15 protein-coding genes are annotated in these 15,798 nt (G+C 52.6%); 10 read left to right on the plus strand and 5 right to left on the minus strand.

Translation table 11 applies throughout. From position 1 onward, the window contains the following. Nucleotides 1-609: 609 nt before the first annotated feature. Nucleotides 610-1,410, minus strand: coding sequence for a GNAT family N-acetyltransferase (locus J1G34_RS05455; protein ID WP_032900661.1), 801 nt, complete (start codon nt 1,408-1,410; stop codon nt 610-612). Nucleotides 1,411-1,662: 252 nt separating this feature from the next. Between J1G34_RS05455 and J1G34_RS05460 the strand changes: the two genes are divergently transcribed. Continuing rightward, nucleotides 1,663-2,568, plus strand: a complete 906-nt coding sequence (locus tag J1G34_RS05460) for a serine hydrolase domain-containing protein (RefSeq protein ID WP_192001773.1) — start codon at nt 1,663-1,665, stop codon at nt 2,566-2,568. A 330-nt stretch (nt 2,569-2,898) separates the two neighbouring features. Here the strand turns inward: J1G34_RS05460 and J1G34_RS05465 are convergent, their stop codons facing one another. The 3 genes from J1G34_RS05465 to J1G34_RS05475 form a co-directional block, all read right to left on the minus strand. Continuing rightward, complete coding sequence (locus J1G34_RS05465) at nt 2,899-3,519, minus strand: hypothetical protein (RefSeq protein WP_048402005.1); 621 nt, start codon at nt 3,517-3,519, stop codon at nt 2,899-2,901. Nucleotides 3,520-3,720: 201 nt separating this feature from the next. Continuing rightward, a complete protein-coding gene (locus tag J1G34_RS05470) occupies nt 3,721-4,005 on the minus strand; it encodes a hypothetical protein (RefSeq protein WP_003191463.1) in 285 nt (94 codons plus the stop codon). Nucleotides 4,006-4,210: 205 nt separating this feature from the next. Continuing rightward, nucleotides 4,211-4,627 (minus strand): hypothetical protein, encoded by a 417-nt coding sequence (locus J1G34_RS05475; protein ID WP_056789359.1) that lies wholly within the window; start codon nt 4,625-4,627, stop codon nt 4,211-4,213. A gap of 264 nt (nt 4,628-4,891) precedes the next feature. Here J1G34_RS05475 and J1G34_RS05480 point away from each other — a divergent pair, with 264 nt between their 5' ends. The 3 genes from J1G34_RS05480 (at nt 4,892) to J1G34_RS05490 (ending at nt 6,914) form a co-directional block, all read left to right on the plus strand. After that, nucleotides 4,892-5,386 (plus strand): hypothetical protein, encoded by a 495-nt coding sequence (locus J1G34_RS05480; protein WP_222993507.1) that lies wholly within the window; start codon nt 4,892-4,894, stop codon nt 5,384-5,386. Nucleotides 5,387-5,556: 170 nt separating this feature from the next. Further along, the gene (locus J1G34_RS05485) at nt 5,557-5,892 is read left to right on the plus strand and encodes a hypothetical protein (protein WP_222993509.1); all 336 of its coding nucleotides are present in this window, start codon (nt 5,557-5,559) and stop codon (nt 5,890-5,892) included. Between the two features lie 287 nt (nt 5,893-6,179). After that, nucleotides 6,180-6,914, plus strand: a complete 735-nt coding sequence (locus J1G34_RS05490; RefSeq protein ID WP_222993511.1) for a hypothetical protein — start codon at nt 6,180-6,182, stop codon at nt 6,912-6,914. Nucleotides 6,915-7,012: 98 nt separating this feature from the next. On the opposite strand, the gene J1G34_RS05495 is transcribed toward J1G34_RS05490, so the two are convergent. After that, nucleotides 7,013-7,723, minus strand: coding sequence for an SOS response-associated peptidase (locus J1G34_RS05495; RefSeq protein WP_222993512.1), 711 nt, complete (start codon nt 7,721-7,723; stop codon nt 7,013-7,015). Between the two features lie 99 nt (nt 7,724-7,822). On the opposite strand from J1G34_RS05495, the gene J1G34_RS05500 reads away from it, so the two are divergent. The 6 genes from J1G34_RS05500 (at nt 7,823) to J1G34_RS05525 (ending at nt 15,388) form a co-directional block, all read left to right on the plus strand. Next, complete coding sequence (locus tag J1G34_RS05500) at nt 7,823-8,254, plus strand: LexA family protein (protein ID WP_222993515.1); 432 nt, start codon at nt 7,823-7,825, stop codon at nt 8,252-8,254. Continuing rightward, nucleotides 8,241-9,521, plus strand: a complete 1,281-nt coding sequence (gene umuC, locus J1G34_RS05505; protein ID WP_222993517.1) for a translesion error-prone DNA polymerase V subunit UmuC — start codon at nt 8,241-8,243, stop codon at nt 9,519-9,521. Before J1G34_RS05500 ends, umuC begins: the two co-directional genes overlap by 14 nt. Nucleotides 9,522-10,107: 586 nt before the next feature. Then, on the plus strand, nt 10,108-12,030 hold the full coding sequence (locus J1G34_RS05510; protein WP_222993519.1) for an ATP-dependent nuclease: 1,923 nt from the start codon (nt 10,108-10,110) through the stop codon (nt 12,028-12,030). Next, nucleotides 12,027-13,709: a UvrD-helicase domain-containing protein gene (locus tag J1G34_RS05515; RefSeq protein ID WP_222993521.1), complete on the plus strand. Its 1,683-nt coding sequence runs from the start codon at nt 12,027-12,029 to the stop codon at nt 13,707-13,709. Before J1G34_RS05510 ends, J1G34_RS05515 begins: the two co-directional genes overlap by 4 nt. Nucleotides 13,710-13,796: 87 nt before the next feature. Then, complete coding sequence (locus J1G34_RS05520) at nt 13,797-14,555, plus strand: hypothetical protein (protein WP_042560309.1); 759 nt, start codon at nt 13,797-13,799, stop codon at nt 14,553-14,555. Between the two features lie 131 nt (nt 14,556-14,686). Continuing rightward, nucleotides 14,687-15,388: a hypothetical protein gene (locus tag J1G34_RS05525; protein ID WP_222993523.1), complete on the plus strand. Its 702-nt coding sequence runs from the start codon at nt 14,687-14,689 to the stop codon at nt 15,386-15,388. Nucleotides 15,389-15,798: the final 410 nt, after the last annotated feature.

Raw genomic sequence — 15,798 nt, forward strand, 5'->3', positions numbered from 1 at the left:
TCGGCAAACTCTTAAAGCGGGAAGAAATTCGACGAGTTCATTGCCCCAGCTTTAAACATCCGGTTCTGGCCGATTACTGCCCGCTACGACAGGCAGAAATCGGCCAATAGCTGCCTCTCATTTCAGCAGCAATAGGCAGGTGAGACTGCATCTTATGACTGAGTATTTGTGCAATTCAGAGGGGGCATTTTTTCATTGAGAGCCGTAGTCGCTGCCATTCATTCCAGCAGTCCTCGGCAACTAAGTCCCGGAAGCCACGTTCGTTCTCCATATCCAGGGCGACGTCGAATGGAACTGCAACACACGTCGCGTGATCACGGATTTTGAGTGCCTCGGACTCTGTAAGTGGGGAGCCTTTGTTCGTTTCGGCGCTTTGCAAAGCCACCGAAAGCGCCGGAATGAATACAACGCAAAGCTGTTCCGTCATCTGTTGCTTGCCTCAATTGTGCGAGATGGCCGAAAGATTACGCTGGTTGCTTAATCACGGCTATTGGCCAAGAGCATCCATCGCCTGATGTCAGCTTTGGGTCGCTTGCTGCTCCTCACGACAGGCAGCAATCGGCCAGCAGTAGCTCTTCATGACAGCCTGCAATCGGCCAAGAGCAGACTTCAGCTATCTACCAGGCGATATAGCGCTTGAGCGTGGGATGTCGCTAGCCCTGTACGCTGCAAATTTCGGCGACTTTGCGAGCTGGGAAGCGCGGTTGCGGCGATCACAAGACTGCCGTGTTTTTTTGCTTGCTCTATCCGATGAGATATCAGGGCTCCATGGTAGCCCTGGCCTCGTGCATTTTTTCGGGTGGCAGCCGTCCCAAGGTAGGCAACTCCATTGCAGGCCAGGTACATCAACGCTCCTGCCACGACCTTTCCATCAGCTTTAAGGACGTACATTTTCAGACGTTCATTTGACATCAGTCCTGCGAACGAAGCCTGGCTCAACTGAAGATACTCTGGCTTGGTATGAAATCCACTCGCATGCACGGCTGCGAACTCAAGAAGCGTTTGTGAGGTGGCTTCTTCGATTTCGAATGAGTGGTGATTCAAGACCACATTTTCGATGGTGCACGCGAGTTGCAGATGCGTCCACCCCCTCAGACGCTCCAGCCGCTTCTCACCCACCAAAGTGTACTGTTCCAAAGTCGAGGCCTTTCCGATAAGAGGCGTTACTGTCGAATACTCTGCTGATTCCTTGAGCAAGCTCAATAGTGACTTGGGTCTGTCGGTACTATCGCCGTAGATGCGATTGAGCATCGGGCTAGGTGATGCCTTCACCTGAAAGCATGGAAAAGCTTCGTTGAAAAACACACGAGCACCAAAAGGGTTTCCACTTATCCGAGACAAACTCTCGACGCGGGCACACAAATACTCGCTTTCTGCGGCCTCAATCGCATTAGCCATTCCGACATTCATGTGCATAGCCCTTATTGCGTGATGTCCCAGAAGGGTAACGGCAAATTCAACAATACACACCTCCAAACACACAGCTGGTAGATAACCTGCTCCGGTGTGCCTTTGGGATCGACAACTGCCTGTCGCGAAGGGCTGCAATCGGCCAGAAGCAGTCGTTCAGCACAGCACAAACGGCTGACGTCACCCCGGCGAAGAAGAGTAATTGAGATATCTTGTCGAGCTGTCGATTCGCTCAACATTCCAGGGAAGCCAATGCTCATTTCACTCTTGTCAAATGGTCAGCCACAAACGCCAGACCGATTGGAACTGATCGCCCCCTGGTGGAGTTTCACGAAAACGGTCTTGGCTGCGACGGCCCTATCGTTGGTGCGTGACGGACTGATCGGATTGGACGACCCCATTCCCGATCACCCTTTCACGTTACGCCAGCTACTGCGGCACGAGGCCGGCTTGGCTGATTACGGAGAACTTGCGGAGTATCACACCGCCGTTACTAAAGGTGAGCCAGCATGGACGGCAGATGAAATGATGCGGCGCCTTGACGGTACTCGACTTCGATACACCTGCGGAACCGGCTGGCGTTACTCGAATGTCGGCTATTTACTCATCGGCAGGCTAATTGAACGGCTGACTGATCTGGCGCTTGATGATGCGGTGATTCAACGTGCTCTTTCCCCTCTGGGCATCTCGAACGTTCGCTTTGCTAAAACACGAGCCGACTTACAAACGTCCCCTCTTGGACGCGCCTCAAATTATGACCCCGCATGGGTTTACCATGGCTTGTTGATCGGCCCGATTTCGCAAGCAGCGCTCTTTCTGGATCGACTTCTCTGCGCAGATCTCCTCTGCGCGGGCTTGCTCAAGGAAATGCAGACAGCACGAACACTAGGCGGCCCGATTCCCGGGCGCCCATGGGTCACCCCGGGCTACGGCCTCGGCTTGATGCACGGTTCGATTGACGGTGGGTATTCTCTATCCGGGCACACAGGCTGCGGGCCAGGCAGCGTCATTGCTGTCTACCGCATCTGCGACGGCGACGCATCGGCTTGCTGCGCTGCTTTTGAGGCGGATGCCAGTGAAGGTGCCGTTGAAGCCCTCGTTGTTGGGCAACTGATGCAAGTTTTGCGACAGGGGGGTGACGGCATCAAAATCCTTTAGCCGGAGGCCTTATGGTTCGCCGGATGACCGCTTCGGGTCGAAAGCGCGCAGTCGTATGCAAACGCAGACATGCCCTTTCGAGCAGTCAAATTGAGTTGAACAGACCGAGATATGACATGGTTGCGGTGCTCTCCGGTAAGCGCACCAGCGGCTCTACATCGGTAGTGGTCGAACGTCGGTCGCCCCAGATGGCATTCGAAACCAGCCTCTTCAAGGGCGGCTTTCGCGAGCCGAGCCGCCGGGGGGGGCTCGGCCCTTCGGGCATTCATCCTTCACACCTACGGGCTTCGGCATGCGCGCACCGCTTGCGATGGAACGCGCCAGTCCTCGTTAATCTGTAACCTGCGGGCAAGGGTTAAAAACCTCGGTTACGTCGAGTGTTGTATGCCACGGGATGGCAGTGCCTGACACCATTCCGCCTACGGTTTGCTTTCGACCCGACTTGCGCACATATCCGCCATCCGTCCCAGTGAAGACGTGCTGCCCTGGCTTCGTCAGATAATCAAAGAAACTGACTTTCACAGGCACATTCATTTGCCCACCCGGCGTAATGACGGCGAGCATGATCGCTCGGTCTTTGGTGAATACAACGAACGGTTCGACTCCAGTGCGACCACCAACTGTCTTCACGCACTGCACTTGTTCTGGGAGGATGCGTGCGGTTTCAGTGTAGGTGTGGTTGTTGTAGAGGCTGAGGATCAGGCCTTTGCTGGTCAACACTCCCAGGCCTTGAGTGGCCCTGCAGCTGCCTTCGCTTCCATATGGGAACAAGCACCAGTTAGTTTCCGATACGGCTTGAATATCCGATGGTGCAATTTTCAGATCGCGCTGGATTTGGGCTTTTGATTCCGGCGTGTCGTAAGGGATCATGACGCATCCGCCGACTGTCACTGCTGCGATGAGGCCTATGGCCGCAGCTACGTTTTGAACTGATGATTTGAAGGTGTTCATTGTTCGCTCTCCTTGCTGTATTACCACCACTGGAAGGCTGTGGCGATTTTGGTAGCGAACCTTACGGCATGGGCGAAAAGCAGTCATCCTCGTGCTGATAACTGGATCGGTAGATGACTTGATTGGACGCTTACCTATTTCTGACCGATTGCTGCACCCTGGCAAAATCGTACGCAATACCTTGCTTAAAGAGCCAGCAACTCAACGCTCGAGCCTGTCGTCACTCTCCTCCGACATTTTGGTACTCGCTTTCATCGCAGATAGCGTCGGCTTGGCAGCAGCGATGACAAGGCGCCATTGAGGGAGCGCAATTGCCGCAGCGTCGTTCTCTATGAGTTCAGGTGTTGCTTCGCAAAAATCCTCGATGGCTGCGCTTACATTTACCAAAAAAACGCTCTGCATTGGAGTGAACCCCTGATCGACGAAGTATCCTTTTGGCGACGGAGTTGGCACCCAATCTTCCCATGAATTGATTAACTCATTCATACCACACCGAGGTGGCTCATTCTCGCACTCAATCAGCCACTCAAGTAGCTCGACAATTCGATTTCGTATTCGTTGGTAGACAAGCTGTCTGGTCATAATTTAACGTCTGGTTGAATCGTCATCCTGCCCCTAATGAGGACAATTTTAGCCTTAATACAGTGCCCGCCTCTGGACAAAAACGGGCCTAACATATGAGGCCGTCAGCTCAGTTGAACAGGCCGAGATATGTGATGGTTGCAGTGCTCTCCGGCAAGCGCACCAGCGTCTCTACATGGGTAGAAGTCGAACGACGGTCACCCCAGATGGCATTCGACCCCACCAGAATAAAATGGGTAAATTCTGTTGCCTTGGAGCTGAAAAGCACTCTCTCAGAGGGGCTGCGGATTTGCGCTATGACGTCTTCTGGGGTGCCGATAAGCTCAACGAAGTCTGAATCCATATAGAACCCAAGTTCTTCCGCTAGTCGCCAGATTGGATTGCGTTCTTCCCACGAAATGTACTCGGCTTCGCTTGTGCTTTCAGGGGGCTCTGGCTCCCACTGCTCAAACACAAATTTCCGCGCATCGGATTCAGTGACGAAGTTGGCACCGAAGAGATGGAAGGGCCAGCAGCCATCTTGCATGACACGATCTCGATTGTTGAAGAGTCGTCAGAATCGTACCTGATTAAAATCGGAGGAGCAGCTTGTTAGGGAAGCCCGACGGGGAAAGATGCCCACAATCCCTCGTCCTCATCGTTGTGCCAAGGTTGAAAGCTGCCGGTTCGTCCAAGTCTAATATAGGCTGCCCTTAAAGCGTCCGAGAGTAGTGATCTGACGCGTAGGGTGATATCACTGGAGTATCATCATTCTATGTGACACAGCCGCACTGCTTTAAAGGACTTCGCCATGCACCAAGCTATCAGCGCCGCCTACCACCGACCTGGATTCGCCAGGAGCGCTTGCGCATGGTTAATGATTGACGGCATTGGAATTGAGCAATGGCTGTCCACTCATCTCGAATGGTCAGACGTCGCAAGCCTTGGTCTTTCTCTGATCTGGCTTATCGACGAAGACGAAGACGCTCTTGCGAACCGTCGCATCATCCCGGCGGAGGATGGAAGCTCCACAATCGTGCCGTTGCTGGTCTGTAGCGATGACATGAATTTCGACTGTATCGTCTTGGTCGCTGAGCAGGTAATCGAGGCTGACACCGTACACTGGCTGCGCTTCGGTCGAAGTATTTCGGACAAACTGGAAGTTGGAATCTCGACAAAATGGATCGCCGAGAGCAAGCCGGTAAGCTTCGCATTGGAGGCCTTCCAAAACGCATTGGAGCAGTTCACTCAGTTGTCGAAGACGAAGCCAGACAACCATTGCGATGCCCCCTTAAGCCCTCAATAGCCCAGCTTACGTTGCATCATTTTTATCGCTATCAGGCCCACTACCACGTTGAAATGTTGCGAGCACGTAGCCCGAATTCACAGTGGGTATACATGCTTCCAGAGGACACGCTGGAGCAGCCATCCTAGTAGAATTCGTCGAGCTGATTACCGCCCCCTTTGAGATGTTCTATGAGCTCTGAATTAACTGAAGAAGAAATGCGTCGTGCCCTATTCGGTACGCCTCAGCCAGCAGAGCAGATATCTGCTCCTCTAGCGCAGGAGCCAGCGGAAGAAGTTGTGCTCGCGAAACCCGTGGTCGCTCCAGCAGCCAAGAAGAAGGTGGCGAAAGCATTTACGCCCAAGCTGCAGGTCACGCTACGGGTTGGAAACGAGTTCGAGGGGAAAATGATCGAGTTGATTCACGAGGCCGATACGTTGAGCTCGTTGCTTGCTGAGCAGGAGGCTGTGAAGGCTGCTAGGAAGAAGTACAAGTACGTGGATGTAGTATGGGTTAAATCGATGTAGACGAGCCACTGGGCCGATGAGCTTTCTATCTCTAACGAGCGCCCCCCCTTAACTCGGTGGCGTCGTCGACGAACAGCCCTTCATTTCTGAGTAAGTCTGGCAAACCAGCATAATTTTGTTTTTAGGCTCAAACCCACGATCAATCATGCAGCGCTGCACTTTCGCAGTGCATCCGATGCTGACAACGCACAGACTTTCAAGAATGACTCCTCGGCGCTTGGTTGAGACGTAGGCATGACAGGAGGGCTGCACCGTGCTCTCTAGGACTTTTAGATAATGAGTGGAAAATGTCAGAAGACAGACTGAAAAAGGGTTCGGAACAAAAAGCGGCTACGTTCATGGGTTGGGGGAAGCTGGGAGCCCTAGCGTTGGCCATTTCAGCCCCCATTTTTTACTTGAACGGAAAGGCTTATCACGAGGGCTATCTCTCCTACTTGAACCTTGACCCGTCCATGTTTCCTCTGCAGGCAACGGAGTATATCGGTGAGACCGCTGTGGCATGGTTCAGGGTCGTTGTAAGTTGGTTTACCTCCGGACTCGACAGCTTGGGACGAAATTGGCTGTTGGCGCTTCTAGGCATGGTTGGCCTAAGCCTGATTTTTGGTCTCGTTGATTTCATGACAGACCGTACGGGCTCTGTTAATCAAAGAAATCAGAAGCCTATAAAAGCGAAGAAACGGTCTTTTCTTAAATCCTGGCGAAGGGCAGGACTGTTTCTGTTCGTTGGAAGTTATGGTGTTTTCATCATCCTGTGCTTGATCTCAATGTCACTCGCGATGGTAATTATGCCTTTTAGCGATGCAGGACGAGAAACCGCTAGGGAAGACGTTAAGCAGGGTTTTAGTGATTCCCCCGTCGTGACTCTAAAACTACCCGAATCTGAAGAAGTCACCCAGTTCCGGATCATCCAGTGCTCGGATAAATTCTGCGGGCTTTTTGCTAACGGCAGGGCATATACCGTACCAGTATCAGCCGTTACCTGGGCGGTCTCAGGTATGCCGGGTGTCAAAACTGGGGGTTGATCTAAGCGACGTCCGTTCTTAATAAAATCTAATATCCGCTACTCATGGAACGGCTGAGCAACGCTGCAGCTGCCCTCCATCAACATTACGGTACGTACTCATTCATCGCCGTCTGACGCCCCTGCGAGCGGCTCGACCAATTCTGGGCCCTGATTGCGAACACTACCCACAGCCTTGCTTACCTTGTACCAATGAAAATCGGTAGCAGGCCGGCAGTGTTCCATCGCGATTTCCCGCGCGCGTTCAGGGGAAGTATCTGAGGCGATCCATTCGCGGGCGTGCTCAGGAGCCAAAACCAGCGGTTTCCGATCATGGATATCTACCATCCCTTGATCGCTGGCGGCGGTGATGATGACGAAGCCGTCGCGAGGGTCTGGCTCCAAGCCCTGGTGAACCTCAGCTAACCCAGCGAAGAACATCGGAGCCTGCTCCTTCAGGGTTATGAAGTAAGGCTGCTTCTTCTTTGGATCAGCCGGATCGTTGACCCACTCAAACCACCCGTTTGCCGGTGCAAGTACACGACCGCTTGGCCAGAGCTGATTGAAAAACTTCCCAGTCATGACTGTTTCAACCCTGGCGTTTATCGGGTCAGGACGCTTTCCTTTCGCCCAAAATGGTGACCATCCCCATTTCACCTTATCTACGCTTAATTGGTCGTCCACTGGCCGAATGATCTCCACACGGGTCGAGGGTGCGACGTTGTATCGCTCTACTGGCCAAAGATCGCAGCCGTTGATCACCAACTGCTCTGGCGCGAGCTCCTTCAGGTAGTGATCCATCGATTCGTAGATCGAGTAGCGTCCGCACATGCTGTCACCCGTCGAATAGTGATGCTTATGAGATTGACCACAAGCGAAGCAAATTGTTAACTGTATATACGTACAGTCTACCAATCTAAGGCTTGCATCATGAGCGTCACCATCCTCGGCCCTCTCGCTACTGGCGGTAAAAAGCTGCCCCTTTATTCATCCAGGGTACCGGCGGGCTTCCCCTCCCCTGCGGCTGATCACATCGAAAAGCACATTTCCCTCGATGAGCTATTCGATATCCGCGCGCCGCACGTGTACTTGGTGAGGATTGACGGAGATAGCATGCAGGGCGCCGGAATCTATTCAGGGGATCTGGTGGTTGTTGATCGAAGCATCGATGCGGTCAGTGGCGATATCGTCATCGCCGCGCTGAACTCGGAGCCTTTCTGCAAGCGCTTGCATCTGCGTGAGAACGCCGTGATCCTCCTGTCCGAAAACCCAAAATATCCAGCAAGGCATGTGATGGAAGGCGACGAGCTTGTGATCTGGGGAGTGGTGAAATACAGCGTCCGCGATCATGACAACACTTGAGCCAGTCTTCGCCCTGATTGACTGCAACTCGTTTTACGCCAGCTGCGAGCGAGTGTTCAGACCCGACCTAGCCAAGATACCCATCGTGGTGCTGTCCAACAACGACGGCTGTGTGATTGCGCGCAGCTACGACGCCAAACCCTTTGTGAAAATGGGCCAGCCGTACTTCCAGATCAAAGACGATCTACGCCGGCATGGAATCGTGGCCTTCAGCAGTAATTACGCGCTCTATGGCGATATGAGTGAGCGCGTCATGACGACCATTGAGTCGATGGTGCCAGCTCTAGAGGTCTACAGCATTGATGAGGCGTTTGCCGATCTAACTGGCCTCCCTGGAGATCTGTCTGCATTCGGACGGCACATGCGATCCACGCTTCTCAAACGCACAGGCATTCCTGTCGGTGTAGGCATCGCACGCACCAAGACGCTGGCCAAGCTCGCCAACCATACCGCCAAAAGGCTGTTGGATATCACCGGTGGTGTGGTGGATCTGTGCGACCCGTTCAAACGGGACTGGACGCTGCGCAACACCGATGTCGGCGAGGTCTGGGGCATCGGCAGGCGCATGAAGGCTCACCTGGAAGCGATGGGAATAAAGACCGCCATGGACTTGGTGAAGGCCGATCCGTGGATGCTTCGTCAGAAATTCAGCGTGGTGATAGAGAAGACTGCTCGCGAGTTGTCCGGTACACCGTGTCTCGAACTAGGTGAAACTGACCCACCCAAGCAAGAGATTTGCTGTAGCAGGATGTTCGGCGCCCGGCTCACCCAGATCGAGCCGATCAAGCAGGCCGTCGCCACCTACACACAACGCGCGGCGGAAAAGCTCAGAGCGCAAAACTCGCTGTGCAAGAAGATCCGCGTGAGTATCAGGACAGGCATGTTCAATCCCGAAGAAGCGAAGTATGCGAACGGCGCCTTGGTGGAATTGCCGTACCCGACCAATGACGTGCGGCTGATGACTAAGGCTGCTACGGAAGCGGTCAATCGCCTCTTCCGACCGGGCTTCAAGTACAGCAAGGCGGAGGTTCTGCTGATGGATCTGCGCCAGCCTGGCGAGTTCACCGGTGATCTGTTCGCGCAGTCCCAGCCTGTGATGGCGGACAAGGTCATGAGCGTTCTGGATGAGATTAATGGCCGCTGGGGAAAGGGAGTCGTACGGTTGGCTAGCGTGCCTGCGGCGCCTGGATGGGCGATGCGTCGAGACCTAATGAGCCAAAGCTACACGACGAAGGTAGATCAGTTGTGGACGGTCAGGGCTACGTGACAGGTACTAAGCCGCCCCGCTCACCACGACTCTTTTTTTAACATTAACTGAGTGCTTGGATGAGTGGAGCAAAAGAAGTACCAGCAGCTAATACGCAATAAACTTACAAAATCCTCAACAAGTCAAGCGTCGCAAGACGGAATGATCCCGCGACTCAATAAGCTCGAACACCCTCGCAAAAAATAGAGGTTCTTAGTTTTTATTTTTGATCACAAATAGTAGCAGAGGGCCTAGCGGCCCCAACGGACGAGCTATTAAACAAAGCCGCAACCACACATACTTTTCCCCCGTTTCGATCTCAGAATCGTGACACCAAAAACAGCCACTGCACGAGCAGGTAAAGCAAAACGCCTAAAACAAAGCCAATACACACTAGCGTTCGAGCCCAGGAAGGCTGGGCCACCACAGCTTTATTTTGTTCTCAAATAATAGATCTCCGTTTTTGAAAATCGATTTCAATGGTGGCCTTTTGAAATTTGTGTAAATTTATTCTCGTTCAGCTCTGAAACCGTACATCCGCACCAAAGGCCGGATGCAATGATCTTGGGAAAGCGTGTACCCCAAACATTCAGTAAGGAAACTATCGATGAAGCTGTGCAGTCTGCGGGTGAACAATTTTCAATCCTTTGGGCCTGAAGGGGAAGAGGTTACTTTTGAGGACGTGACCTATTTACTAGGCCCTAACGGGGCAGGCAAAACAGCAACGCTTCAAGGCCTCTGTCGGATGTTCGCATTTGAACCAAATCTGCGACGTATCCGCCGCTCTGATTTCCACGTCCCGGCATCTGAGGAAAATCCACCAGAGCAAAGGGAGCTTTCGCTCGAGGCCGACTTCAGCTTTGAAGAAACACAGGACGATGAGGACGCAGATACCGTTCCAGAGTTTTTCAATCAGATGGCCCTACGCACCTTCGACGATGTGCCACGAGTACGCTTTCGTTTAGAAGCGACGATGTACGAGGACGGTGAAATCGAAGAGCGTTTTCTGTTTGTGACAAAGACAGACGATGCAGGCAAACCTACATCAACCGCATCAGTCCCTAAGAGACACCGAGACAAAATCCACCTTCATTACCTTCCCGCACGCCGCGATCCATCTGACCACGTGGCGTATGGCGCCACGGCCCTCCTTGGTAGGCTACTGCGGGCAGCCAACTGGAATAATGATCGCGAAACCGTTGCAGGATTGACGGAGCAAATTACCCAGTGCCTTACAGGCAATAAGTCTGTGCAAGCGTTGAGCGATAGCCTGAGCTCAGCTTGGCAAAAATTGCACAGGGGCGACTTCTTTGCTTCCCCGCGATTGACGTTTCAAAACTCCGAAATAGAGGCTTTGCTCAGGCATTTGTCTGTTTCGTTCAGCCCAGGTCATGGTGAAAATCAGGTGGATTTCGTACGCCTGAGCGATGGACAAAAATCCATGCTGTATCTGTCTCTTGTGTTCTCAGCACTATCGATTGGGAGGGAAGTCAGATCAGGCAAAAACACCTCATTTGACCCCCACAAACTCAAGCCACCAGCGTTCACGATCCTTGCGGTAGAAGAGCCTGAGAATAGTCTCTCACCTCATTACCTAGGCCGTATCGTTAACTCCCTGAAATCCTCTGTAGGTGTTGATGCTCAAGCATTGATCGCAACGCAAGCGCCGTCGATGCTGCGTCGAGTAGAGCCGGAGCACATCCGTTACCTTCGACTTAACAGCAATCGACAAACCCAAGTCACGAAGATCTTGCTGCCGCCCAAACGCAGTGATGCTTACAAATTTGTGAGAGAGGCTGTTCAGGCGTTTCCGGAGGTGTATTTCGCAAGACTGGTCGTTTTAGGTGAAGGCGACAGCGAGGAAATCGTACTGCCCAGAATTCTTCAAGCTAAGGGGGCTCCTGTTGACGAATTTGCAGTAGCCATCGCTCCGCTAGGGGGTCGGCACGTGAATCACTTCTGGAAACTCTTATCGGCAATCGGTACTCCCTACATCACCCTCCTAGATCTCGACACTGGACGCCATCAGGGTGGATGGGGTCGTATAGGTTACATTCGAGACCAACTCGATGCGCATGCACCTAACCTCAACCTTCCACAGGATTGGAGTCGGCATGCCTGGGACGATCCCGAGCGACCTATAAAGTCCCATCACCATTTCAACAATGGCACAGTTAGCTTGTTCGCAGAACTTGAAAAGCGCGACGTATTTTACTCCGCACCCTTGGATTTAGATTTTGCGATGCTAGTTGCCTTTCCTCAGGCATACAGAGCAGAAGCGATTCCAGCTACCGCAAAAAACCACACGTCCGTTCTGGGCGAAAATCATTTCAATCCAGCGCAATATGATGAGGAAGAGCAGAGTTGGTTTGCTGCTTACCACAAGCTTTTCAAACTGAGCAGCAAACCAGCCGCACACCTGGATGCTCTAGGGCGACTTACCGACGAGCAGCTCCTAGCCTCTCTTCCCGAAGCCCTCGACCGACTGGCCGACAGAGTGATTGCAAAGCTGGAGGAGTCGCCTGAATGATCAATCCAGATCGGTGGACTTCCTCCCCAGGGATTCGCCTGGAGAAAAGTGCTTGGGAGGTGATTCGGGAATGCGAAAGATCAGTCGTGCTGACTGCCGGGCCTGGCGCAGGTAAAACTGAAGTTCTCGCTCAACGTGCCGACTTCCTCCTGCGCACCAACAGCTGCCGATACCCTAAAAGGATCCTCGCCGTATCGTTCAAAACAGACGCGAGTCGGAACCTAAAGCAACGTATACATATGCGTTGCGGCATAGAACATGCTTCACGATTCGATAGCGTGACTTTTCACGGTTTTGCAAAGCGAATCATCGATAGATTTCGGCCCGTATTAGTGGACGAAGCGCTAGGCCAAGATTACGTAATCGGCACCGAGTACGTCCCCGGAAAACAAATAACCTTCAACCAGCTGTTACCTTTCGCCTTGAAAATTTTGAAGGACAGTGAGGTTGCCCTCAATGCGATACGCGCAACCTATTCCCATGTGTTTCTCGATGAGTTTCAAGATTGCACTGGCGACCAATACGAACTCATTAAGCTGCTATTCCACGACACCTCTAGTATTCTAACCGCCGTTGGTGATACCAAGCAGACGATCATGGGTTGGGCGGGAGCACTGGATGGAATATTCAAAACCTACGCTGACGATTTCGCTGCCCGCCCTCTTCGACTATTCCTGAACTTCCGCTCTCAACCTCGCTTGCTGCGCATGCAGAACGATGTTATCCGAGAGATTGAAGCTGCCGCTGTGATGCCTGACGATCTCGTGGATGGTGGCGGCGGTGACATACTCACCGGTCACTTCCGAAATTCAGCTGAAGAGGCTGAGGCTCTCACAGAAATCATTCAGCACTGGATAGTTGAGGAGCGCATTCCACCTAACGAAATCGCGATCCTGATGCCTCGCCAGATAGAGGAATATGCTGAAGCGTTGATGGAGCAACTTTCGCGAAACAGCATACCGTTTCGCAATGATCACGAGCTACAGGACTTGCTTAAGGAACCTGCAGTAGGTCTAGTGGTTGACTACCTAACCTGCCTATACGAACCCGGGCAGTCCGAGGCATGGTCGAGGTTGATGTCGCAGCTTGCTCCGTTTGAAGACGACAACAGTAAAAGCAGCGCACCCCAGATATTCGAAGAATTGTTTCGGTCTCACAAAAGACAAGTCGCCGCCGACAGCAAAACCCCCACTCCGTATGTTTCCTGGTGGAAGCTCGTTTTGGAGCTGTTCAAGGGACTGAGCGCATCCGACTTAGCGGCCTTCTCGCCCGACTATCAATCTCGCCAACGTCTAACCGAGGTCGTACACGACGTCCGAAATCGTATCCGAGCTCAACTTACCGATGAGCCGAATCTACTCAAGGTATTGGCGGGGTTGTCCGATAGCGACTCTGTCAGACTCCTGACAATGCACAAGAGTAAAGGATTAGAGTTTCACTCTGTAATCCTCCTAGGAGTTGAAACACAGGCCTTCTGGGGCAAGCTTGCAGAAGAACGATGCGTTTTTTTCGTAGGCGTTTCTAGGGCGAAGCAGAGGCTCGTGCTGACTACCTCTGAGCTACGCCCTCGACCCAAGAGTTCAAAGAAGCGATGGGACGAGCGAAGAACTCAGCACGGCGAATTCGTCAGCCACGTTGCTAAGCATCAAACCTGCTCGCTGCATGCGTGGAAAGGCTAAAACCCTTGGGGGCTATACCGTAATGAATCAACCTAAAGTTCTGCAGGCGAGACGCTCACCTTTTCGTCATAGGCTAGGAGGCACCTAATGTTTTCACCGTTCAACATGGAAGATCTGGCAGCAGGAGCGGTCGAGGCATTCAAACTACTCGGAGATGCTCGTGCAATTGCCGTTTTGGTATCAGGCGAATGCACAGCTGAGTTGATCAACACCGATTTCGGTGTCAATTATTGGCAGCTCATGGTGGCTCTTCCTATCCCCCTGTACTACGCCATGACAGATGTAGAACGCGAAGCTACCAGTAAAGCGATTTATGACGTAGTGACCCCGTTCTACTCAACCCTTCATGACGAGGCCCTAAACGGGGTGACCATTGCCCCACGTATTGGGGAAGCCTCCGAAAATTGGCGAGAAGAAGCTATCCGATATGTGAAAGGTGAAGGTGTCACCAACCAGGGACGAGTACGAAGCGACAATATTGCCTCGAGGGAACATCAGGGACTTCTATTTCGCTCTCAGGCTGAGGTCACTCTGTTCACGGCAATGACACGTGCACAGCTCGCAGTCGCTCCGCTTCCAGTCTTCGTACGGATAGGCAAAGCCTACAATCGTCTCGAGCCCGATTTCGTAGTAGTGTTCAAAGGTCTGACTTTCATTATTGAGGTCGACGGAGATACCTATCATCGCGAATCACCTGCCGATGCTGATAAGCGCTTGGTTCCTTTGACGTGGGAAGGCGTAGAGGTTAGAAGGATACGAGCCTCCGAGCTATCAAGTGACAACGCCGCTAATGTCGTTGTTAAAGATCTGATAGATTTCATGACAAAAAGGAAAGCAGCCCGTTGACTCCACGTGCCGTGAAAGCCGGCAACCTAGCTTCTCGCGACCCAGCTGGTAGACTTTCATCTCAGTACCGCGAGCGCGCCTCGCGCTTGAAGCAACAGGGATGAAACTCACCCAGTAATGGATTCGAAATCTTGGCAAATCGACGCACGGCAAAAACACCAAAATCGTTCAAACGACCAGCCCCTTATGGTCGCCCAAAACTATGGTTCACCAAAGCTTTCGCTGCTCTGGCATCGCTTGGACTTTTCAGTCTGTTAATGACCACAGCCTACAATTTTTTGGTTGGAGACGTGACGCTATCGTTCGTTAAACCACATGGCCGCCATTACGACTTCGACCTAAGAAACGATAGTCCAGCAGATCAAATCGTTAAGCGTTTCAAAGTAGATTATCCACCGCAGAAGCCAATTGCCCACGCTACTCGCACAATTGTCGCAAAAGCTGTCGGCGCAGGAGGGTACGAGCTACCAGGTGGCAACAGTGGCTGGATTCCCGTGACTGAGTTCGACGAACTGAATGGAAGGATTTTACCTGCTGATAAAGTCACCCCGTTTATCATGCCTCCGACGAACAGCAAGAACTACCTACAGTTAGATGCGGCGGTGTTGGACATTACGTTCGAAACAGCGCCTGCAAACGCAACATTGAAAGTTATTGATGACATTTTGAAAGCCCTCAAGCTGCGCAACCAAGCCACGCAGCAGAGGTATCTAGTCATGGATAACCTTTGGATACCCACCCGCGCTCTCAGTGTCGCCGAGGCAGTTAGGCTTGCGTGTAGGGACGATGACTCGCTATCAGACGAATTGTGTCCTGCTCATGGAGGTGGTTGATCGATTCTTGCCTGGGGGGGGGTGGCACACGAGCCTCAGACCTACCGTTCGCTCTCTGAGCCTACCACCTTTGCAAGCCACTTATCCCGGTGACACTGGCTACTCGCTGCACTGCTCGAACACACCGTACTCAGGGAATTAAAATGAGCCGAGGCATAGATTTCTTCCAGGGAATGACGAAGACACAACTCAAAGAGATGATCCAAGGGAAGATCGCAGAGGTCGATTTCGGACAAGATTTTGAGTCCTCAATCATCGCCGACCTAATACATCAGAAGCATTACCACTGCGCAGCCCAAGATCTGCGCCCTACTCACTTTCGAAAGCTACCCCGACCGGGAGCCGCTTACGATTTCCAAGGCTACTTTCCGGGTCATGGCTGGCACGCAGTCTCATGGACGCAGTGCATC

Source organism: Pseudomonas sp. Wu6, from assembly GCF_019891515.1.
GTDB lineage: Bacteria > Pseudomonadota > Gammaproteobacteria > Pseudomonadales > Pseudomonadaceae > Aquipseudomonas > Aquipseudomonas orientalis_A.

What these genes read in the sequence shown, in the direction of transcription:
- J1G34_RS05460 (WP_192001773.1), top strand. Translation starts at nt 1,663, where the DNA reads ATGCTCATTTCACTCTTGTCAAATGGTCAGCCACAAACGCCAGACCGA.
- J1G34_RS05510 (WP_222993519.1), top strand. Translation starts at nt 10,108, where the DNA reads ATGAAGCTGTGCAGTCTGCGGGTGAACAATTTTCAATCCTTTGGGCCT.
- J1G34_RS05455 (WP_032900661.1), bottom strand. Translation starts at nt 1,410, where the DNA reads ATGAATGTCGGAATGGCTAATGCGATTGAGGCCGCAGAAAGCGAGTAT.
- J1G34_RS05490 (WP_222993511.1), top strand. Translation starts at nt 6,180, where the DNA reads ATGTCAGAAGACAGACTGAAAAAGGGTTCGGAACAAAAAGCGGCTACG.
- J1G34_RS05470 (WP_003191463.1), bottom strand. Translation starts at nt 4,005, where the DNA reads ATGAATGAGTTAATCAATTCATGGGAAGATTGGGTGCCAACTCCGTCG.
- J1G34_RS05495 (WP_222993512.1), bottom strand. Translation starts at nt 7,723, where the DNA reads ATGTGCGGACGCTACTCGATCTACGAATCGATGGATCACTACCTGAAG.
- J1G34_RS05480 (WP_222993507.1), top strand. Translation starts at nt 4,892, where the DNA reads ATGCACCAAGCTATCAGCGCCGCCTACCACCGACCTGGATTCGCCAGG.
- J1G34_RS05485 (WP_222993509.1), top strand. Translation starts at nt 5,557, where the DNA reads ATGAGCTCTGAATTAACTGAAGAAGAAATGCGTCGTGCCCTATTCGGT.
- J1G34_RS05520 (WP_042560309.1), top strand. Translation starts at nt 13,797, where the DNA reads ATGTTTTCACCGTTCAACATGGAAGATCTGGCAGCAGGAGCGGTCGAG.
- J1G34_RS05515 (WP_222993521.1), top strand. Translation starts at nt 12,027, where the DNA reads ATGATCAATCCAGATCGGTGGACTTCCTCCCCAGGGATTCGCCTGGAG.
- J1G34_RS05465 (WP_048402005.1), bottom strand. Translation starts at nt 3,519, where the DNA reads ATGAACACCTTCAAATCATCAGTTCAAAACGTAGCTGCGGCCATAGGC.
- J1G34_RS05500 (WP_222993515.1), top strand. Translation starts at nt 7,823, where the DNA reads ATGAGCGTCACCATCCTCGGCCCTCTCGCTACTGGCGGTAAAAAGCTG.
- umuC (WP_222993517.1), top strand. Translation starts at nt 8,241, where the DNA reads ATGACAACACTTGAGCCAGTCTTCGCCCTGATTGACTGCAACTCGTTT.
- J1G34_RS05475 (WP_056789359.1), bottom strand. Translation starts at nt 4,627, where the DNA reads ATGCAAGATGGCTGCTGGCCCTTCCATCTCTTCGGTGCCAACTTCGTC.